This window comes from Streptomyces sp. SS8, from assembly GCF_054072955.1.
The window spans coordinates 424,246-442,790 of record NZ_JBSVCZ010000002.1; the positions used below are offsets into that span (position 1 = coordinate 424,246).

The following is an 18,545-nucleotide window of genomic DNA, read 5'->3' on the forward strand; positions in this document are numbered from 1 at the left end:
TGTGGACGGTCAGCACGTTAGGAGCCCGGCCTCGACGCCCGATCGCCTCCGGCTCGAAGCGGCCCGGACGCGCCGAAGGCCAGCGCGGCGAAGCGCTCCCCGATGAGCCGGTGGGTGGCGGCGTCGGGGTGCAGGGCGTCCGGCAGGGGCAGCTCGGCGGCGTCCTTCTCGCCGTACAGCTCACGGCCGTCCAGGTAGTGGAGGTTGGGATCCTCGGCGGAGCGCTCGGCGACGATCCGGGCGAGCTCCGCGCGTACCACGCCCAGGGTGAGGCGTCCGGCCGGGACCTCCGCCGGGTCGCCCAGCGCGTGGAAGCGGAACGGTTCGTCCCCCGGCCGCGGCAGCAGCGGCCCGGGGCGCTCCTCGGCCTCGGGGCACAGGATCGGCGAGACCACCAGCAGGGGGGTGTCGGGGTGCCCGTCGCGGATGGTGTCGAGGAAGCCGTGCACGGCCGGGGTCAGCGCCCGCAGCCGCATGGAGTCGGTGCCGACGATGTTGATGCCGGCCTTGAGGCTGATCAGGTCGGCCGGGGTGTCGCGCATCGCTCGGGCGGTGAACGGGTCGAGCATCGCGTGGCCGGCCAGGCCGAGGTTCACCAGCTCCACCCCGCCGAGCGAGGCCGCCACCGCGGGCCAGACCCCGGTGGGGGCCGGCTGGTCGGCCCCGTGACTGATGGAGCTGCCGTGGTGCAGCCACACCGGCCGGCGGGAGGGGGCGGACGGGAGGACGGGGGCGTCGGCACGCAGGGCGATCAGTTCCGTGACCTCCGCCTGCGGCAGCCACAGTTCGATCTCCTTCTCCCGCGCCGGCAGGCCGGTGAACGACACGGCGCCGGCGGAGCCCGGGACGGTCTCGGCCCGGCCGGTGAACGGGTTCAGGTGCAGCCGGTTCCCCTCGCGCACGCTCGCCCGCGCGAGGGGCTCGCCGTCGGCGAACAGCTCGTACACCCCGTCGGGGAAGGCCGCCTCGCCGGGCAGGACCGTCTTGGTCGCCAGCACCTCCAGGCGCAGCACGGTGGCCGCGGTGCGGAAGACCAGGCGCACCCCGGCGGGCTGCGCCTCCACCATCCGGAAGTGCGGGTCGTGCAGTTGGGCGCGGGCCCGGGCCGGAAGGCGGTGCGGCAGCAGGCCCGCCGCGGTGCGCTCCAGGTCCAGGGCGCCGCGGACGGCGACCGGGCCGCCGGTGAGGGGGACGTCGATGAGCTCGGTCATGGCGGGTGGTCTCCTGGGGGAGGGAGGCCGTCATTCGACGGGGACGAACCGGATCTCGCGGGCGTCGGCGCCGGCGTCCGCGGCGGCGAACCGCAGGAGCCGGGCGCCTTCCGCGGACACGGCGGACTGGTGTTTCCGGGAGAGCTTCGTGAAGGGCTCCACGGTCAGGGTGGCGGCGCCGCGCCCGCGCTCCAGCTTCCAGGCGCCGCTGACCAGACCGTCGACGAGGAAGGTGGCCCGCATCCCGTTGCGCGTCATCACCAGGCGGCGGTGCTCGTCCGAGACCACCCGGGTGCGGTCGGCGTGCGAGGCCAGGAGGTTGTCGTACTCGGGCAGGAAGCGCACCGGTGCCGACACGTCCGGGTCGGGCCGGGGGGCGTCGGGCAGGTCGAACAGCTCCACGCCGTCCTCGTTCCGGAAGACGCTCAGCCCCGGCCGGAGGGCCTCGACGACGGGGCGCAGCCGTACCAGGCCGGCCCAGGTCTGCAGATCCCGGACCGAGGCCGGGCCGAAGGCCGCGAGGTAGCGCAGCACCAGGTCCTCGGGGGCGGCGCCGGGGCCCCGGCCGGCGTCGCCGAGCCAGGAGGCGGCCGTGGCGTACCGGGTCAGACCGCCCACGCCCCAGATGCCGCGCGGCGGCACCTGCACCAGCGGCACCGTGTTGCGCACCACGTACGTCATGGCGCGGGCCTCGCGGTCGGGCCACCGCTCGTGCAGCAGGGCGCCAAGCTCCTGCGTGGTCAGGTGCCGCTCCTCGAGCAGTTCGCGGCCGGCGGCGGCCACGGCGTCGCGGTCCAGCCCGTCCAGGGCCTTGCGGAACGCGGTGTTCAGCTCCCGGTCGAGGGCCGGCTGGATCCAGGGGCGCAGGGCCGCGCAGTCGCGCGGGGTGACCAGGTGGACGGTGCTGCGCATCAGCGCGATCCGCACCACCCGCCGCTCGGTGATCGCGTCGACCAGGTCGTCGGTGCGGAAGTCCGCCAGACGCGTCCACAGCCCGTAGTAGGGCGCGTAGGGAGCCTGCGCCTGCAGGCCGACCAGATGCTCGACGGCGTCCGTGACCTTCGCCTCCCCGCGTTCGAGGAGGAACTGGCGGGCGAGCAGGGCGCGGCCCAGGGCGCGCTGGCTGAGTACGGGGGGTGTCGGCATGCCTCTAGGACTTCCTCGGTGGTCTTGCCCGGCGTCCTTCGGCGGCCTGCCGGGGTCTTCGGGGTTCCTCCCCGGCTGATCCCTTCCGTCAGCGCAGCGGGCGGAAGAAGGCGCGCAGTTCGGAGGCGAGCACCTCCGGCTGCTCCAGGGCGGGGAAGTGGCCGCCGTGCTCGTGATCCTTCCAGCTGCGCAGGTCCGTGAAGCGGCCCTCGATCCAGGGGCGCGGCATCCGGCCGTCCTTGGGGAAGATCGAGACGCCGGTGGGGACGTGGACGGGGGCCAGCGCCATCTTGTTCTGGCTCTCCCAGTACAGCCGGGCCGACGAGGCCGCCGTCGCCGCGAACCAGCCCACGGACACCGCGTCCAGCAGCCGGTCCCGGGGGATCGCCTTCTCCAGCTCGCCGTCGTGGTCGCTCCACGCCCAGTACTTCTCCGCCATCCAGGCCAGCTGCCCGGCCGGCGAGTCCGTCAGACCGTAGCCGACGGTCTGCGGGCGGGTGGTCTGGATGACCGAGTAGCCGCCCTCGCTCTGCTGGAACTCCTTCAGGGCCGCCAGTCCGGCGATGTCGCGCTCGGACAGCTCCACCTGCTCCTGCGGGGGACGTGCGAACGGCATCGCCAGGTAGATGCCCGCCAGGTGCTCCGCGTCGGTCTCCCCGACGATGGAGGTGATGAACGATCCCCAGTCCACGCCGTGGGCGGCGTAGCGCCCGTAACCCAGGCGCGCCATCAGCGCGGCCCAGGCGGCGGCGGTGCGCTCCGCCGTCCAGCCGGCGCCGGAGGGCTTGCCGCTGAAGCCGTACCCCGGCAGCGAGGGGCAGACCACGTGGAAGGCGTCCGCGGGGTCCTCCGGGTCGGTCAGCAGCCCGATGACGTCGAGGAACTCCACCACAGAGCCGGGCCACCCGTGCGTCATCAGCAGCGGCATGGCGTCCGGGTGGGGCGAGCGCGCGTGCAGGAAGTGGATGTCCAGGCCGTCGATCTCGGTGCGGAACTGGGGCACGGCGTTGAGCCGGGCCTCGGCGGCCCGCCAGTCGTAGCCGGTGCGCCAGTACTCGCACAGCTCCCGCGCGTACGACAGGGGAACCCCCTGCGACCAGTCCTCCACGGTCTCCGCCTCGGGCCAGCGGGTCCTGGCCAGCCGCTCGCGGAGGTCGTCGAGGTCCTCCTCGGGCACCTCGACGCGGAAGGGAGTGATTGCCGGACTCATGCGACATGCCTCCTGAGCGCTGCGGCGTACCGGAACGCGGACAGGCTAGGGACGGTCTCTGGACCGCCGGTCGAGCCCGGGTCGGGCGCGGGCGGCTCGAGCGCGTTTCCGGTTCGTCTCCAGACGCGGCTGCCAGCCTCCCCACGGACCGACGAGAAGGGAATCGCGATGACGACACCGACCACCGAGGCCGAGCCGAGCGGCCTGGACGCACCGTTCCCCTGGGACCGGAAGTGCCCGTTCTCGCCGCCGGAGCAGTACGCGCAGCTGGCGGCGGAGCGGCCCATCGCCAAGGCCAAGCTGGCCACCGGCCGCGAGGCCTGGCTGGTCACCGGCTACCACAACATCCGCCAGCTGCTCACCGACCCGCGGGTCAGCTCCTCCCGCCGGGAGGAGAACTTCCCCTTCTACTTCCCCATCCCCGAGGTCTTCCGCACCGAGACCTCGTTCATCGGGTACGACCCGCCGGAGCACACCCGTACGCGCCGCAAGGCCGCCGTCACCTTCACCAACCGGCGCACCCAGATGCTCCGTCCGCAGATCGAGAAGATCGTCGACGAGACCATCGACCGGCTGATAGCCAGCGGCTCGCCCGCCGACCTCCACCACCAGCTGTCGCTGCCGATCCCCATGACGGTGATCTGCCTGCTGCTGGGCATCCCCTACGAGGACCACGAGTTCTTCCAGAAGCACGGTGCGGTGCTGCTGGCCGGCGACAGCAGCACCCAGCAGCGCCAGGCCGCCATGGTCGAGGTGGGGCACTACCTGGAGAACCTCATCGCCCTCAAGGAGAAGAACCCGGGCGACGACCTGCTGAGCAGGGCCATCGTGGAGTACCGGGAGTCGGGCGAGGAGTACGAGACCCGGGATCTGGTCAACCTGTGCCGGCTGCTGATGAACGGCGGGCACGAGACCACCGCCAGCATGATCTCGATCGGCACGGCCTGCCTGCTGGAGCACCCAGAGGAGCTGGCCAAGATCAAGGCCGACCCCTCGCTGGTGCCCACCGCGCTGGAGGAGGTCATCCGCTTCCTGACCATCGGTGACGCCGCCATCGCCCGGGTGGCGATGGAGGACATCGAGATCGGCGGCGTCACCATCCCCAAGGGCGACGGCATCCTGTGCGTGGCCTTCACCGGCAACCGGGACCCCGAGGTCTACGAGGAGCCCGACAAGCTCGTCCTGGAGCGCGGCAGCCGCAAGCACCTGGGCTTCGGACACGGCCTGCACCACTGCATCGGCGCCGACCTCGCCCGGCTGGAACTGGAGATCGTCTGGAGCAAGCTGTTCCAGCGGCTTCCCGACCTGCGGCTCGCGGTCCCCTACAAGGACATCAGGACCAAGGAGGGCGCCGTGATCTACGGCGTCTGGGAACTGCCCGTCGAGTTCTGAGCCGGTGCCCCGGCCTCCGTCCACCCCGCCACGCCGTCACGCCGCCACGCCGTCACGCCGTCACGCCGTCACGCCGTCACGAACGCCACCCGGCAGGTAAGGAGTGCGCATGGGCCCGCTGAGAGGGCTGAGAGTCGTGGAGATCGCAGCCATCGGGCCCGCGCCCTTCGCGTGCATGATGCTGGCGGACCTCGGTGCCGACGTGGTGCGGGTGGACCGCGCCGATGGGGCCCGTTCCTTCGGGGACTGGCACAGGGTGCTCGACCGCGGGCGCCGGTCGGTGGCGCTGGATCTGAAGTCCCCCCGCGCCGTGGAGGCGCTGCTGCGCCTGGTGGAGGGGGCGGACGTCCTGGTCGAGGGGTTCCGTCCCGGTGTCGCCGAGCGTCTGGGCATCGGGCCGGAGCGCTGCGCCGAGGTCAACCCGGGTCTGGTGTACGCCCGGATGACCGGCTGGGGCCAGCGGGGGCCGCTGGCCTCGGCCCCCGGCCACGACATCAACTACATCGCCCTGTCGGGCGCGCTGCACGCCATCGGGCCCGCGGACGGACCGCCGGTGCCCCCGGTGAACCTGCTGGGGGACTTCGCCGGCGGCGGTCTGCTGCTCGTCTGCGGCGTCCTGGCGGCCCTGCACGAGCGCCGGGCCTCCGGGCTCGGACAGGTGGTCGACGCCTCCATCGCGGACGGCACGGCCGCCACACTCGGCATGCTCATGGGCATGACGGCGGCCGGCCGGTGGAGCGAGGAGCGGGGCCGCAACCTGCTCGACGGCGGCGCCCCGTTCTACGGCGTCTACCGCTGCTCCGACCACCGCCATGTGGCCGTCGGAGCGCTGGAGGAACGGTTCTTCAACGCGCTGCTCGACGGACTCGGCCTGGAGGCCGAGGAGTTCGGTGACCGCTTCGACCCGGAGAACTGGCCCCGGCTGCGGGAGCGGCTGGCGGCCCGTTTCGCCACACGCACCCGTGACGAGTGGGCGAAACGCTTCTCGGACGGCGAGGCCTGCGTGTCACCGGTGCTGACGGTCTCGGAGGCGGCCGCGCACCCGCACCACCGGGCCCGCGGCACCTACCTGGCGGACGGAGAGGCCTGGCAGCCCGCGCCCGCTCCGCGCTTCGCCCGCACGGCACCCGGCCGGCCGCGGCCCGCGCCCGCACCCGGCGAGCACACCCGGGAGGTCCTGCTGGAGTGCGGGCTGCGTCCCGAGGAGATCGACGGACTGACGGCCGCGGAACCGGACTGAGATCCGAGGTCCGTACGGCGCCCAGGCGGCCAGGACGCTGACGACCAGATCGAGCGCGATCAGGCCGGTCGTCGCCCAGGTGCCCAGGGCGCCCTGCGGGATCAGCTCGCCGAACAGGGCCATTACCACCGAGTGCACCATGTAGAAGGCGAAGGAGATCTCGCCCAGCCACACCAGCTTCCGGTTCCGCAGGACCGAGGCCCGGCCCTCGATGTCGATCTGCGCCGTGGCGGGGATCAGCAGGGCCACCGGGATGATGCTCACGGCCACCAGGCCGAGACCGAAGGGCGCGCCCAGCGCGACGGCGTACGCGACCGCGGTGAGCGCCAGCAGCCCCGTCACCGGCATCCGCACCCAGCGGCCGTTCAGCACGATCAGGGCCAGCAGGATGCCGAGGGTGAACTCCAGCATCCGCACCGGCGGGAACGCGTAGACGAACCAGGTCTCCCACTGCGAGACCGGATCGCCGACGGGGCCGCCCATGCGGGGCATCAGAGGCGACGCGGGCAGGGCCCGTGCCACCAGCGGCACGCAGAAGACGGCCGCCGTCACACCGCCGGCCCACCACCACAGCCGCTCCGGCCGGATCCCGCGCAGCGCGCGGAACAGCCACGGGAAGGAGAGGTAGAAGAGCAGCTCGCAGGAGAGGGACCAGCTCGGTATGTTCACCATGGCCGCGACATCGGCCCGGGGGGCCCACGTCTGCACCAGGAACAGGTTCATGAGCGAGGTGCCCCAGGTCGCGGTGGACCACGCGGTGACCGCCATCGCCAGCACGAAGGTGGCCACGTGCAGCGGGTAGATCTTGAGGAGCCGGCGGCGCCAGAAGCGCGGCACGGTGTCCCCCTCGCGGCTCGACCAGGCGAGCACGAACCCGCTGAGCACGAAGAAGAAGGAGACGCCCACGGCCCCCGCCTTGTTGACGAGGGAGACGAAGTCGTCGCGGTAGGCGGGCTGGTTGAAGAACGCGACGAAGCCCGCGTGGCAGAAGAAGACCAGCATCGCGGCGAAGAAGCGGAGACTGGTGAGCGAGGGCAGCCGGGGACGTACGGCCTCGGCTTCGGGAATCCGGGTCGGCGCGGACATCGCGCTCCTCCCTTTCACTTGACTCACCACCGGTGCGGTGGTCGCCGGAGCGTCCGGCAGCGGGCTCGAGGGGAGTTGGAGCACCGCTCAACGGCACGGCGCGAGGCGGGTTCCATCGGGCCTCTAGCCGCCGGACCCACGGTGGGCCGGCGGGGCCGACCGGGACACAGGACCGGTCGGCAGGCCGTACGGGAGCCGCCCGCCGGACCGACCCACCGACCAGAAGGGGCCCGACCATGCCCAGCCAGCTCGTGCTCGACTCCGCAGCCCAGGACCTGCTCTTCCGTGAGGCGCGGACCGCCAACACCTTCACCGACGAACCGGTCTCCGACGAGGCCGTGCAGGCCGTGTACGACCTGGTGAAGTACGCGCCGACCGCCTTCAACCTGCAGTCGCTGCGTGTGGTGCTGGTCCGCTCCGACGAGGCGCGCGAGCGCCTGGTGTCGAAGATGGCGCCGCCCAACCAGGACAAGACCCGCACCGCCCCCCTGGTGGCGATCCTCGCCGCCGACCTGGACTTCCACCAGGAGCTGCCGCGCCTGTTCCCCTTCGTCCCGGAGCTCAAGGACACCGTCTTCGCCGACGACGAGATCCGCGAGCGCGCCGCCAAGTCCAACGCCACCCTGCAACTGGGCTACTTCATCCTGGGGCTGCGCGCCGCCGGGCTGGCCGCCGGCCCCATGGTGGGATTCGACGGCGAGGCCATCGACAAGGAGTTCTTCGGTGACGGCAAGCACAACGTCATCGCCGTGGTGAACATCGGCAAGCCCGGTGAGAACGCCTGGTTCCAGCGCCTTCCGCGCCTCGACTACGAAGAGGTCTTCACCACCGTCTGAGCTAGGCACCCACCGCGGGTGCTGCCTGCCGAGGAGATGGCTCCATGAAAGCCCTGGTGTTGTCCGGGGGTGCGGGCACGCGCCTGCGTCCCTTCAGCTACTCCATGCCCAAGCAACTCATCCCCATCGCCAACAAACCGGTGCTCGTCCACGTCGTGGAGAACCTCCGCGCCCTGGGCATCACCGAGGTCGGCGTCATCGTCGGCGAGCGCCGGCACGAGATCCGCGCGGCGCTCGGCGACGGATCGTCCTTCGGGGTGCGGATCTCCTACATCCGCCAGGACGCGCCCCGTGGCCTCGCCCACTGCGTCATGATCGCCAGGGAGTTCCTCGGTGACGACGACTTCGTGATGTACCTGGGGGACAACATGCTTCCGGGCGGAATCGCCGACATCGCCGAGGACTTCCTCAGGTGGCGTCCCACCGCACAGGTCATGGTGAACAAGGTCGAGGACCCCCGTTCCTTCGGCGTCGCGGAGGTGGACGAGAACGGCCGGGTGACCCGGCTGGTCGAGAAGCCCCGCGTGCCGCTCAGCGACCTGGCGCTCATCGGCGTCTACTTCTTCACACCGCTGATCCACCGGGCGGTGGACGCGATCCGGCCCAGCGCGCGCGGCGAACTGGAGATCACCGACGCCGTCCAGTGGCTGGTGGAACGGGGGTACGAGGTGCGCGCCCGGGTCAACTCCGGGTACTGGAAGGACACCGGCCGTGCCGAGGACGTGCTGGAGTGCAACCGCGAACTGCTGGCGAAGATCACCGGGTCGGTCGCCGGGACGGTCGACGCCGAGAGCGAGATCGTCGGCCCGGTCGTGGTCGAGGAGGGAGCGCGCGTCGTGCGCTCCCGGATCGTCGGCCCGGCGATCGTCGGCGCCGGCAGCCTGGTGGAGGACAGCTTCGTCGGGCCGTACACCTCGCTCGGAGCCGACTGCGTGATCAGCACGGCGGGGGTCGAGGACTCCATCGCGCTCAGCGGGGCGACCGTACGGCAGGTACGCCTGCGCAGCTCGCTGATCGGCCGGTCGGCGGCCGTCACCCTCGCCGCGCCCACCGGCCAGAACCGGCTCCTGGTCGGGGACCACACACGGGTGGAGGTGGCGGCGGGATGAGGATCCTGGTGACCGGCGCGGCCGGCTTCATCGGCTCGGAGTACGTGCGCACCGTGCTGGCGGGCGGCTACCCCGGCTTCGAGGACGCCGACGTGACCGTCCTCGACCGACTCACCTACGCGGGCAACCGGGCCAACCTGCCCGGCAGCCACCCGCGGCTCGCCTTCGTCCGCGGCGACATCTGCGACCTGCCGCTCCTGCTCGACCTGCTGCCCGGCCACGACGCCGTGGTGCACTTCGCCGCGGAGTCGCACGTGGACCGCTCGCTGGAGGCCGCGTCCGAGTTCATACGGACGAACGTGGGCGGCACCCAGACACTCCTGGAGGCGTGCGTGCGCACCGGGGTCCAGCGGGTGGTGCACGTCTCCACCGACGAGACCTACGGCTCGATCGAGCACGGCTCGTGGACCGAGGAGTGGCCGCTGCGGCCCAACTCCCCGTACGCGGCCTCCAAGGCGGCCAGCGACCTGATCGCCCGCGCCTACTGGCGCACCCACGGCCTGGACCTGTCCATCACCCGCTGCTCCAACAACTACGGGCCCTACCAGCACATCGAGAAACTCATCCCGAACTTCGTCACCCGGCTCCTGACGGGCCGCCACGTGCCCCTGTACGGGGACGGCTCCAACATCCGGGAGTGGCTGCACGTGTCCGACCACTGCCGGGCGATCCAGCTCGTGCTCACCCGGGGCCGCGCCGGGGAGATCTACAACGTCGGCGGCGGCAACGAGCGCACCAACCGGCAGATCACCGAAAGCCTCCTGAGCCTGTGCGGCGCCTCGCCCGACCTCGTGCGCCACGTGGCCGACCGCAAGGGACACGACATGCGCTACGCGCTGGACGACACCAAGATCCGCGAGGAACTCGGCTACACGGCGACCGTCTCCTTCGAGGAGGGGCTCGCCGACACCGTCGCCTGGTACCGGGACAACCGGTCCTGGTGGCGGCCGGACGCCGGTGTCGGCGAGGAGCGGCCGGAGCTCACCGGGAGCGTCCGGTGAGCGCCGCCGCGGCGACCGCCGCGCCGCCGGCCGCCCTCAAGCCCCGCGAGGACGCCACGCTGCCGGCCCGGCTGGCGCTCTCGGCGGCCGCGGTCGGGGGCGGCCCGGTCGCCACCGGACGCTTCGACCAGTGGCTGGAGGAGCGGCGCAGGGCCCACGGCTTCGAGGTCCACCGCATCCCGTTCGCGCGGATGGACGCCTGGCACTTCGCCGAGGACACCGGCAACCTGGTGCACCGCACCGGCCGGTTCTTCACCGTCGAGGGCCTGCACGTACGGACGGGCGGCGGACCGGTCCCCGAGTGGTACCAACCCGTCATCCGGCAGCCCGAGGTCGGGATCCTGTGCATCGTCGCCCAGGAGACCGACGGCGTACTGCGCTTCCTGATGCAGGCGAAGATGGAGCCGGGCAACTCCGGCCTGGTACAGCTCTCCCCCACGATCCAGGCCACACGCAGCAACTACACCCGGGTCCACCGGGGCGCGCCCGTGCGGTACCTGGAGTACGTGACCGGGCCGGAGCGCGGCCGGGTGGTCGCCGACGTCCTCCAGTCCGAGCACGGCTGGTGGTTCTACCGCAAGAACAACCGCAACGTCGTCGTCGAACTCGACCCCGGTGTCGAGGTGCCCCTCCACGACGACTTCTGCTGGCTGACCCTCGGCGAGATCAACACGCTGATGACCCGCGACAACGTCATCAACATGGACTCGCGCACCGTCCTGTCGTGCCTGCCGGCCGCCGCGCCCGGCACGGAGGGGGAGGGCGACGCGTTCCGCTCCGCGCTCGCCGCGTCCTTCGACCCCGCGGCCGGGGCGCTGTCCACCACGGCCGAGGTGCTGAGCTGGTTCACCGGGCTGCGCGCCGACCACCACGAGACGGAGGCCACCCGGGTGCCGCTGCGCGACGTCCCCGGCTGGCACCGCACCGAGGACGAGATCGTCCGCGAGGACGGCAGGCACTTCAAGGTGGTCGCCGTGTCGGTGCGCGCCGGCAGCCGCGAGGTGAGCGGCTGGACCCAGCCGCTGCTGGAACCGGCCGGACGTGGCGTGGCCGCCTTCCTGGTCAGGGAGTTCGCAGGGGTGCTGCACGCGCTGGCGCACGTCAAGGTGGAGGGCGGCTTCGTCAACGCGGTGGAGCTGGGGCCCACGGTCCAGTGCCGTCCGGGCAACTACGACCCGGCCGACCGGCCGCACTTCTTCGACCACGTCGTGAACGCCGGCCCGGAGCGGATCCGCTTCGACGCGGTCCACTCCGAGGAGGGCGGGAGGTTCCGCAACGCCGAGAGCCGCTACATGGTCGTCGAGGCGGACGACTCCCTGCCCGGCCGGCTGCCGCCGGAGTACGCGTGGGTCACGGTCGGCCAGCTCGCCGGCCTGCTGCGGCACGGGCAGTACGTCAACATGCACGCGCGTACCCTGCTCGCCTGCATGAGCGCCCTGCGGTGACGGGGCGTCCCGTGCGGATCGGCGTGCTGGGGTGCGCCGACATCGCCGTCCGGAAGGTCCTGCCCGCGATCGCCTCGCTGCCCGGGGCGGACGTCGCCGCGGTCGCCAGCCGCGACGCGGCCAGGGCCGGACGGGTCGCCGAGCGGTACGGCTGCGCGGCGGTGGGCGGATACGAGCGGCTGCTGCGGCGCGACGACGTCGACGCCGTCTACGTACCGCTGCCCGCCGCCCTGCGCCCCGAGTGGGTGGAGCGCGCCCTGCGGGCGGGCAAGCACGTGCTGGCGGAGAAACCGGTCGCCACCCGCGCCGCGGACACGGCGGCCCTGGCGGATCTGGCGGGCTCGTCGGGCCTGGTGCTCATGGAGAACATCATGTTCCTCCACCACGGTGCGCACGCCCGGCTGCGGCGGCTGGTCGAGGACGGCGCGATCGGTGAACCGCGCTGCCTGGAGGCCGCCTTCGCGATACCGCCGCGGCCGGCCGACGACATCCGCTACCGGCCGGACCTGGGCGGCGGGGCGCTGCTCGACGTCGGCGTCTACCCCCTGCGCGCCGCCCAGTTCCTCCTCGGCCCCCGGTGGGAGGTGCTGGGCGCCGGCCTGCTGCGGGACCCCGGCCGCGGGGTGGACACCGCCGGCGCCGTCCTGCTGCGCAACCCCGCCGGAGTGACCGCGCAGCTGACCTTCGGCATGGTCCACTCCTACCGCTCCGCGTACACGCTGTGGGGCAGCGAGGGCCGCCTCCACCTCGACCGGGCCTTCACCCCGCCGCCGGACCACCGTCCCACCGCGCGACTGGAGCGGTCCGACGGCCGCCGGGACCTGGAGCTGGAGGCCGAGGACCAGTGCGCGGCGGCCGTGCGGGCCTTCGCCGACGCCGTGCGGGCGCAGGGCCCGGGGCCGTGGGACCGGTGGCCGCACGACTCGGTCGCCCTGGCCCGCCTGGTGGACGAGGTCCGGCGGGCGGCCCGCCGGGCGGACGGTCCGCCGGAACCGACCTACCGGTCGGTGTGATCCGGGCAAGCCGGACTCGAGCCGGGCTCCGGCGGCCGCTCCTACCGTTCCGGCATGAGAATCCTGATGAGCACCAGCCCATCGTTCGGTCTCTACTTCCCTGTCGTCCCCATGGCCTGGGCCCTCAGGGCGGCCGGACACGACGTGCTCGTGGCGGCCCCGGAGAACATGGCGGAGACGGTCTGCGGCTCCGGCCTGCCCTTCGTCCCGAACTGTGGGCCGCTGCCCATGAAGGACGTCATGCTCTTCGACCGCTCCGGCGCGCCGGTCGTGCTGCCGGACACCGAGGAGGAGCTGCTCGCACACACCGGCCGGGCCTTCGGCCGGCTCGGGGCGCGCACCGTCGACGGGATGCTCAGGATCGTCAGGGAGTGGAAGCCGGACGTCGTGATCGGCGAGCCCCACTCCTACTCCGCGGCGGCCGCGGCCGGTGTGCACGGCGTCCCGTTCGCCGAGCACGGCATCGGCCTGGGATATCCGCGGGTGATCGACGAGTGCGGTGAGCGGGAGTTCGCCCCCGAGCTGGCGCAGCTCGGCCTGGACGCGCTGCCGGTCCCCGATCTGGTGCTCGACACCTGCCCCCCGGGCGTCCACCCCGGCGAACCGCGGCCGAACGCGCAGCCGATGGGGTACGTGCCCTACAGCACGCCCGGCACCGTACCGCCCTGGGTGTTCGACAAGCGCGACCGGCCGCGACTGCTGCTGACGCTCGGCACCGTGCCGGTCCCCGGCCGCGTCGAGCTGTTCCGGAACCTGCTGCGCGCGCTGTCCGCGCTCGACGTGGACCTGCTGCTCGCCGTCGAGGACGCGGTGGTCGAGCAGCTCTCCCCGCTGCCGGACCGCGTGATCGGCGCCGGCTGGCTCTCACTGGACTCGGTGCTGCCGGCCTGCGACCTCATCGTGCACCACTGCGGCGCCGGGACGGTCATGGCGGCCCTGCGCGCCGGAATCCCGCAGGTGCTCGTGCCCCACACCGTGGAGCAGTACGACAGCGCGCGCCGGCTCGACGCGTTCGGCGCCGCGCAGCGGATCGCGCTGGAGGAACTCGATCCCGACCAGGTGCTGGAGGCCTGCCGGAACCTCCTGGAGGACTCCTCGTACCGCGAACGGACCCACGCCCTGCGCGACCAGATCCTCGCCCTGCCATCTCCCGGCCAGGTCGTGCCGGTCATCGCTGGACTGACACCCGACGGGGGGAAGAAATGAGCGGCGACACCAAGCAGCTGATCCTGGAGCAGGTCCGCAAGTACCACCACGAGCGGGCCCCGCGTCCGGGGTTCACACCCGGCACGACGGAGATCTGGCCCTCCGGCGCGGTCCTCGACGAGGAGGACCGCGCGGCACTGGTCGAGGCGGCGCTGGACATGCGCATCGCCGCCGGCACCAGCTCGCGCAGATTCGAGTCGGCCTTCGCCCGGAAGCTGAAGCGGCGCAAGGCCCACCTGGTCAACTCCGGCTCGTCGGCGAACCTCCTGGCCGTCTCCGCGCTCACCTCGCCCCAGCTGGAGGACCAGCGCCTGCGCCCGGGCGACGAGGTGATCACGGCGGCGGTGGGCTGGCCCACGACCGTCAACCCGATCCTGCAGAACGGCCTGGTGCCGGTCTTCGTCGACGCCGAACTCGGCACGTACAACCCGACGGTGGAGAGCATCGAGGCCGCCATCGGCCCGCGGACCAGGGCCATCATCATCGCCCACACCCTCGGCAACCCCTTCCCCGTCGCCGAGGTGGCGGCGCTGGCCGAGAAGCACGGGCTCTTCCTCATCGAGGACAACTGCGACGCCGTGGGCTCCCTCTACGGCGGCAGGCTCACCGGCACCTTCGGCGACCTGACGACCGTGAGCTTCTACCCCGCCCACCACCTCGCGATGGGCGAGGGCGGCTGCGTGCTCACCTCGAACCTCGCGCTCGCCCGCATCGTGGAGTCCATGCGCGACTGGGGCCGCGACTGCTGGTGCGAACCGGGCGAGGACAACAAGTGCTTCAAGCGGTTCACGTACCAGATGGGCACGCTGCCGTACGGCTACGACCACAAGTACATCTTCTCCCACGTGGGCTACAACCTGAAGTCCACCGACATCCAGGCCGCCCTGGGGCTCAGCCAGCTGAGGAAGCTCGACGACTTCTGCGCCGCCCGCAGGGCCAACTGGAGGCGGCTGCGCGACGGCCTCGAAGGCGTACCGGGCCTGCTGCTCCCCGAGGCGACCCCCGGCAGCGACCCGAGCTGGTTCGGCTTCCTCATCACCGTGGAGCCGGACGCCCCGTACCGGCGGGCCGACCTGGCGGACTTCCTGGAGAGCCGGAAGATCGGCACCCGGCGGCTGTTCGCCGGCAACCTCACCCGCCACCCCGCCTACCTCGACCAGCCGCACCGCGTCGTCGGCGACCTGACGAACGCGGACATCGTCACCGAGCACACCTTCTGGATCGGTGTCTATCCGGGGCTGACCAACGAAATGCTCGACTACGTCGTGGAGTCGATCCGCGAGTTCGTCCACGAACACAGCTGAACCGGCACTCACGCCGATTGAGGAGAACCATGGCTTCCGACACCCACGCCGCCCCGGCGCCGGCAGAGACCGGAGGGGAAGGCCCCCCGCCCTACCGGTGGCGCTGGTACGCGTTCGCCGTCGTGCTGGTCGCCACCATGATGGACATTCTCGACGCCCTGATCACCACGATCGCCGGGCCCTCCATCCGGGCCGACCTCGGCGGCAGCACCACGATGATCCAGTGGCTGACCGCGGGCTACACGCTCGCGATGGCGGCGGGACTCATCATCGGCGGGCGGCTCGGCGACATCTTCGGACGCCGGCGGATGTTCCTCGTCGGCGTCGCCGGCTTCACCATCTGCTCGATCCTGTGCGGTCTGGCCCAGGGCCCGGACTGGCTGGTCCTCTTCCGGGTCCTCCAGGGACTGTGCGGCGCGGTGATGATCCCGCAGGGGCTGGGGCTGATCAAGGAGCTGTTCCCGCCGCGGGAGCTGCCGCTGGCCTTCGGCAGCATCGGCCCGATCGTCGGCCTCGCCAACATCGCCGGCCCCATCGTGGGCGGCTGGCTGCTCAGCGCCGACCTCTTCGGCACCGGATGGCGGATGATCTTCCTGGTCAACCTGCCGCTCGGAGTGGCGTGCTTCTTCGCCGCGGCCAGACTGCTGCCCGCGTCCCCGGGCCGGACCGCCTCCCGGCTCGACCTGGTGGGCGCCTTGATCGTCGCCTCCGCGGCGCTGCTGCTGGTGTTCCCCGTCGTCCAGGGCCGCGAACTCGGCTGGCCGCTGTGGACCTTCGCCTCCATGGCCGCGGGCCTGGTCCTCTTCGGGGTCTTCGGCCGGTACGAGTCGCACCGGCAGCGCCAGGGGGGCGACCCGCTGGTGATCCCCGGCCTCTTCCGCAAGCGGGCCTTCTCCGGCGCGCTGGTGGCGGGGTCGCTGATGTTCTGCGCCGTCATCGGCTTCACCCTGGTCTTCACCCTCTACGTGCAGACCGGCCTGGGGTACTCGCCGCTCAAGGCGGCCATGACGAGCCTGCCCCAGGTGCTCGGCTCGGCGGTCGTCGCGCTGGTCGTGGGCCGCATCGGCCTGGCGGCCAAGCTGGGCCGCGCGCTCATCCACATCGGCACGGCGACCATGTTCGCCGGCGTCGTCGGGCTCTGGGCCACGGTGAACCTCGCCTCCGGGGAGGTGGGCGCCCTCTGGTTCGCCCCGTCGCTGGCCGTCGTCGGAGTGGGCATGGGCCTGGGGATGTCGTCGCTCTACTACACGGTGAACACCTCGGCGGAACCGCACGAGTCCGGCTCCGCGTCCGGTACCTTCACCGCCGTCCAGCAGTTCTCCGGAGCCCTCGGCATCGCCGTGATCGGCACGGTCTTCTTCGGCCTCCTGGGCGGTCAGGTCAACTCCCAGGCCGACGGGCTGGCACCGGCGCTGCGCGCCGAACTGGCGGCGGCCGGGGTCGCCGCCGACGGCCAGGACAGGATCGTGGCCGGCCTGCGGGCCTGCGGGGTCGACCGCTCGGTGTCGGAGGACCCCGCGGAGGTGCCGGCCAGCTGCCGGGAACTGGACCGCGAGGTCGACCGGCTGGCGGAGTCGGCGTCCGACCCCCGTGGGGTCGGGGAGGCGGTCCGGGAGGCCGGCGCCGAGGCGGCCCGGCGCGGTTACGACTCCGCCTTCGAGCGGGCCCTGTGGGTGATGGCGGGGCTGTTCGCCGTCGCGTTCGCGGTGGCCTTCGTCCTGCCCCGCACCCGGCAGACCTTCCAGGGAGCCGGCGGCTGAGCCGGCCGCGCACACGTACGACGGCTCCGGGACCTGACGTCCCGGAGCCGTCCGTCGTTCCGTGCCGCCCGCCGCGGCCGGTGTCACAGCAGGGTGAGCTGGGTCGGCCCCGTGTCCCCGGGCGGCTTCCGCGCCGGCGGCCGCTCGGGGGGCTTGCCGGTGTGGAAGGTGCGCGGCGGGGGGCAGCCGTACTCCGCGGAGAGCTCGCCGACCCGCTCCAGGACCTTGCGCTGGTACCAGCGCGGAGCGTACGCGCCGCCGGCGTACAGGGCCTCGTAGCGGCCGACCAGGCCCGGGTGGTGCTCGGCGAGCCAGGCCATGAACCACTCGCGCGACCCCGGCCGCAGGTACATCACCTCCGGCGCGATCGACACCGCCCCGGACTCGGCCACGGCGCGCACCGTCGCCCGCAGCCGGTCGGGGGAGTCGCTCAGGTAGGGGACGATCGGCGACATGATCACCGCGCAGGGGACGCCGCTCTCGTTGAGCCTGCGGCACACCTCCAGCCGGGCCTGCGGGGAGGGGGAGCCCGGTTCCAGGGCACGCCACAGCCCGGGGTCGGTGAAGCCGACCGACACGACGGTCTCCACCGTGGCGTGCTCGGCGGCCTGGCGCAGCAGCTCCAGATCGCGCAGGATCAGGGTGCCCTTGGTCAGGATGGAGAAGGACACCCGGTGGTCGCGCAGGGCGGCCAGAATGCCCGGCATCAGCCGGTAGCGTCCCTCGGCGCGCTGGTAGCAGTCGACGTTGGTGCCCATCGCGACGTGGTCGCCGGGCCTTCCGCGCCTGGCCAGCTCGCGGCGCACCAGCTCGGGCGCGTTGACCTTGACCACGACCTGGGTGTCGAAGTCGAGTCCGCCGTCGAGGCCCAGGTAGCCGTGACTGGCGCGGGCGAAGCAGTACACGCACGCGTGGGAGCAGCCGCGGTAGGGGTTGAGGGTCCAGCCGCCCGGGGTGCCGGGCACGTCGGGCACCCGGTTCAGGACGGTGCGGGCCCGGACCTCGTGGAAGGTCATCCCGGAGAACTCCGGGGTGTCGAAGGTCCGGGTCACCACCGCTTCCTGCTCGAAGAGCGGAAGGGCCGCGGCCTCCCGGTCGTCCCCGTCGTCGCCGCCGAGGCTCAGGTTGTCCCAGCGCATGCCCTCTCCCAGTGCCGCCCGCGCCGCGCGGGCCGTTCCGCTCTCCGTCGTGCCGCGCCGGTCAGAACTCCGGCGCGAGCACCTCGCCCGTGGCGGCGTCCCGGACCCTGATGGCCTCCATCGGGCAGGTCTCCGCGGCGTCCGCGACCCGCTGGTCCGGAGCCGTGTCCCGTGCGACGGGACGGGCCCGGCCGCCGTCGAGCCGCATGTGCTCCGGGGCCGCGCCCACGCACAGCCCGGTGCCCGCGCAGGCACTCCCGTCGACCTCGATCCGCCACATCTCCTCCGCCTTCCCCTCCACCTTCCCGCCCTTTCCGGTCGTTGTCATCGGGGCTCTCCTTCGTGGATACCCCGTCCTTTAGGGCGGGGAGGAAACGAAGCTCCTGCGGAGCAGGGCAGGGAACGCCGGTTCGCCGCCAGGGCGGACCGGCGTCCACCCGCAACTGT

General features: G+C 72.6%; 15 protein-coding genes and 1 pseudogene. 10 read left to right on the plus strand and 6 right to left on the minus strand.

Annotation, left to right across the window (positions count from 1 at the left end):
* Positions 1–17: 17 nt before the first annotated feature.
* From ACW69E_RS03785 to ACW69E_RS03795, 3 genes are all read right to left on the minus strand, one after another.
* Complete coding sequence (locus tag ACW69E_RS03785; protein ID WP_457496712.1) at positions 18–1,211, minus strand: GDSL-type esterase/lipase family protein; 1,194 nt, start codon at positions 1,209–1,211, stop codon at positions 18–20.
* Between the two features lie 30 nt (positions 1,212–1,241).
* On the minus strand, positions 1,242–2,357 hold the full coding sequence (locus ACW69E_RS03790; protein WP_457496713.1) for a winged helix DNA-binding domain-containing protein: 1,116 nt from the start codon (positions 2,355–2,357) through the stop codon (positions 1,242–1,244).
* 88 nt (positions 2,358–2,445) lie between these two features.
* Positions 2,446–3,567, minus strand: a complete 1,122-nt coding sequence (locus ACW69E_RS03795; protein ID WP_457496714.1) for an epoxide hydrolase family protein — start codon at positions 3,565–3,567, stop codon at positions 2,446–2,448.
* Positions 3,568–3,735: 168 nt separating this feature from the next.
* Here ACW69E_RS03795 and ACW69E_RS03800 point away from each other — a divergent pair, with 168 nt between their 5' ends.
* Positions 3,736–4,959, plus strand: a complete 1,224-nt coding sequence (locus tag ACW69E_RS03800; RefSeq protein WP_457496715.1) for a cytochrome P450 — start codon at positions 3,736–3,738, stop codon at positions 4,957–4,959.
* 109 nt (positions 4,960–5,068) lie between these two features.
* Positions 5,069–6,199, plus strand: a complete 1,131-nt coding sequence (locus ACW69E_RS03805) for a CaiB/BaiF CoA transferase family protein (RefSeq protein ID WP_457496716.1) — start codon at positions 5,069–5,071, stop codon at positions 6,197–6,199.
* A gap of 81 nt (positions 6,200–6,280) precedes the next feature.
* On the opposite strand, the pseudogene ACW69E_RS03810 reads toward ACW69E_RS03805, so the two are convergent.
* Positions 6,281–7,285 (minus strand): annotated as a pseudogene (locus ACW69E_RS03810) (acyltransferase family protein); the annotation flags it as partial.
* Positions 7,286–7,521: 236 nt separating this feature from the next.
* On the opposite strand from ACW69E_RS03810, the gene ACW69E_RS03815 reads away from it, so the two are divergent.
* From ACW69E_RS03815 to ACW69E_RS03850, 8 genes are read left to right on the plus strand one after another with little or no spacing between them, the layout of a single operon-like run.
* Positions 7,522–8,121, plus strand: a complete 600-nt coding sequence (locus ACW69E_RS03815) for a malonic semialdehyde reductase (RefSeq protein ID WP_457496717.1) — start codon at positions 7,522–7,524, stop codon at positions 8,119–8,121.
* Positions 8,122–8,165: 44 nt separating this feature from the next.
* Positions 8,166–9,230, plus strand: coding sequence for a glucose-1-phosphate thymidylyltransferase (locus ACW69E_RS03820; protein ID WP_457496718.1), 1,065 nt, complete (start codon positions 8,166–8,168; stop codon positions 9,228–9,230).
* A complete protein-coding gene (gene rfbB, locus ACW69E_RS03825) occupies positions 9,227–10,231 on the plus strand; it encodes a dTDP-glucose 4,6-dehydratase (RefSeq protein ID WP_457496719.1) in 1,005 nt (334 codons plus the stop codon). The genes ACW69E_RS03820 and rfbB overlap by 4 nt, the downstream gene beginning before the upstream one ends.
* The gene (locus ACW69E_RS03830) at positions 10,228–11,676 is read left to right on the plus strand and encodes an NDP-hexose 2,3-dehydratase family protein (protein WP_457496720.1); all 1,449 of its coding nucleotides are present in this window, start codon (positions 10,228–10,230) and stop codon (positions 11,674–11,676) included. Before rfbB ends, ACW69E_RS03830 begins: the two co-directional genes overlap by 4 nt.
* Positions 11,673–12,689: a Gfo/Idh/MocA family protein gene (locus ACW69E_RS03835; RefSeq protein ID WP_457496721.1), complete on the plus strand. Its 1,017-nt coding sequence runs from the start codon at positions 11,673–11,675 to the stop codon at positions 12,687–12,689. The genes ACW69E_RS03830 and ACW69E_RS03835 overlap by 4 nt, the downstream gene beginning before the upstream one ends.
* Positions 12,690–12,743: 54 nt before the next feature.
* Complete coding sequence (locus ACW69E_RS03840) at positions 12,744–13,895, plus strand: nucleotide disphospho-sugar-binding domain-containing protein (RefSeq protein ID WP_457496722.1); 1,152 nt, start codon at positions 12,744–12,746, stop codon at positions 13,893–13,895.
* Positions 13,892–15,199 (plus strand): lipopolysaccharide biosynthesis protein RfbH, encoded by a 1,308-nt coding sequence (gene rfbH, locus ACW69E_RS03845; RefSeq protein WP_457496723.1) that lies wholly within the window; start codon positions 13,892–13,894, stop codon positions 15,197–15,199. Before ACW69E_RS03840 ends, rfbH begins: the two co-directional genes overlap by 4 nt.
* Before the next feature lie 29 nt (positions 15,200–15,228).
* Positions 15,229–16,959 (plus strand): MFS transporter, encoded by a 1,731-nt coding sequence (locus ACW69E_RS03850; RefSeq protein ID WP_457496724.1) that lies wholly within the window; start codon positions 15,229–15,231, stop codon positions 16,957–16,959.
* A gap of 83 nt (positions 16,960–17,042) precedes the next feature.
* Here the strand turns inward: ACW69E_RS03850 and ACW69E_RS03855 are convergent, their stop codons facing one another.
* Positions 17,043–18,098 carry an Rv2578c family radical SAM protein gene (locus tag ACW69E_RS03855; protein WP_457496725.1) on the minus strand — a complete coding sequence of 352 codons (1,056 nt, stop codon included), beginning with the start codon at positions 18,096–18,098 and terminating at the stop codon, positions 17,043–17,045.
* Positions 18,099–18,159: 61 nt separating this feature from the next.
* Positions 18,160–18,426 carry a ferredoxin gene (locus ACW69E_RS03860; RefSeq protein WP_457496726.1) on the minus strand — a complete coding sequence of 89 codons (267 nt, stop codon included), beginning with the start codon at positions 18,424–18,426 and terminating at the stop codon, positions 18,160–18,162.
* Positions 18,427–18,545: the final 119 nt, after the last annotated feature.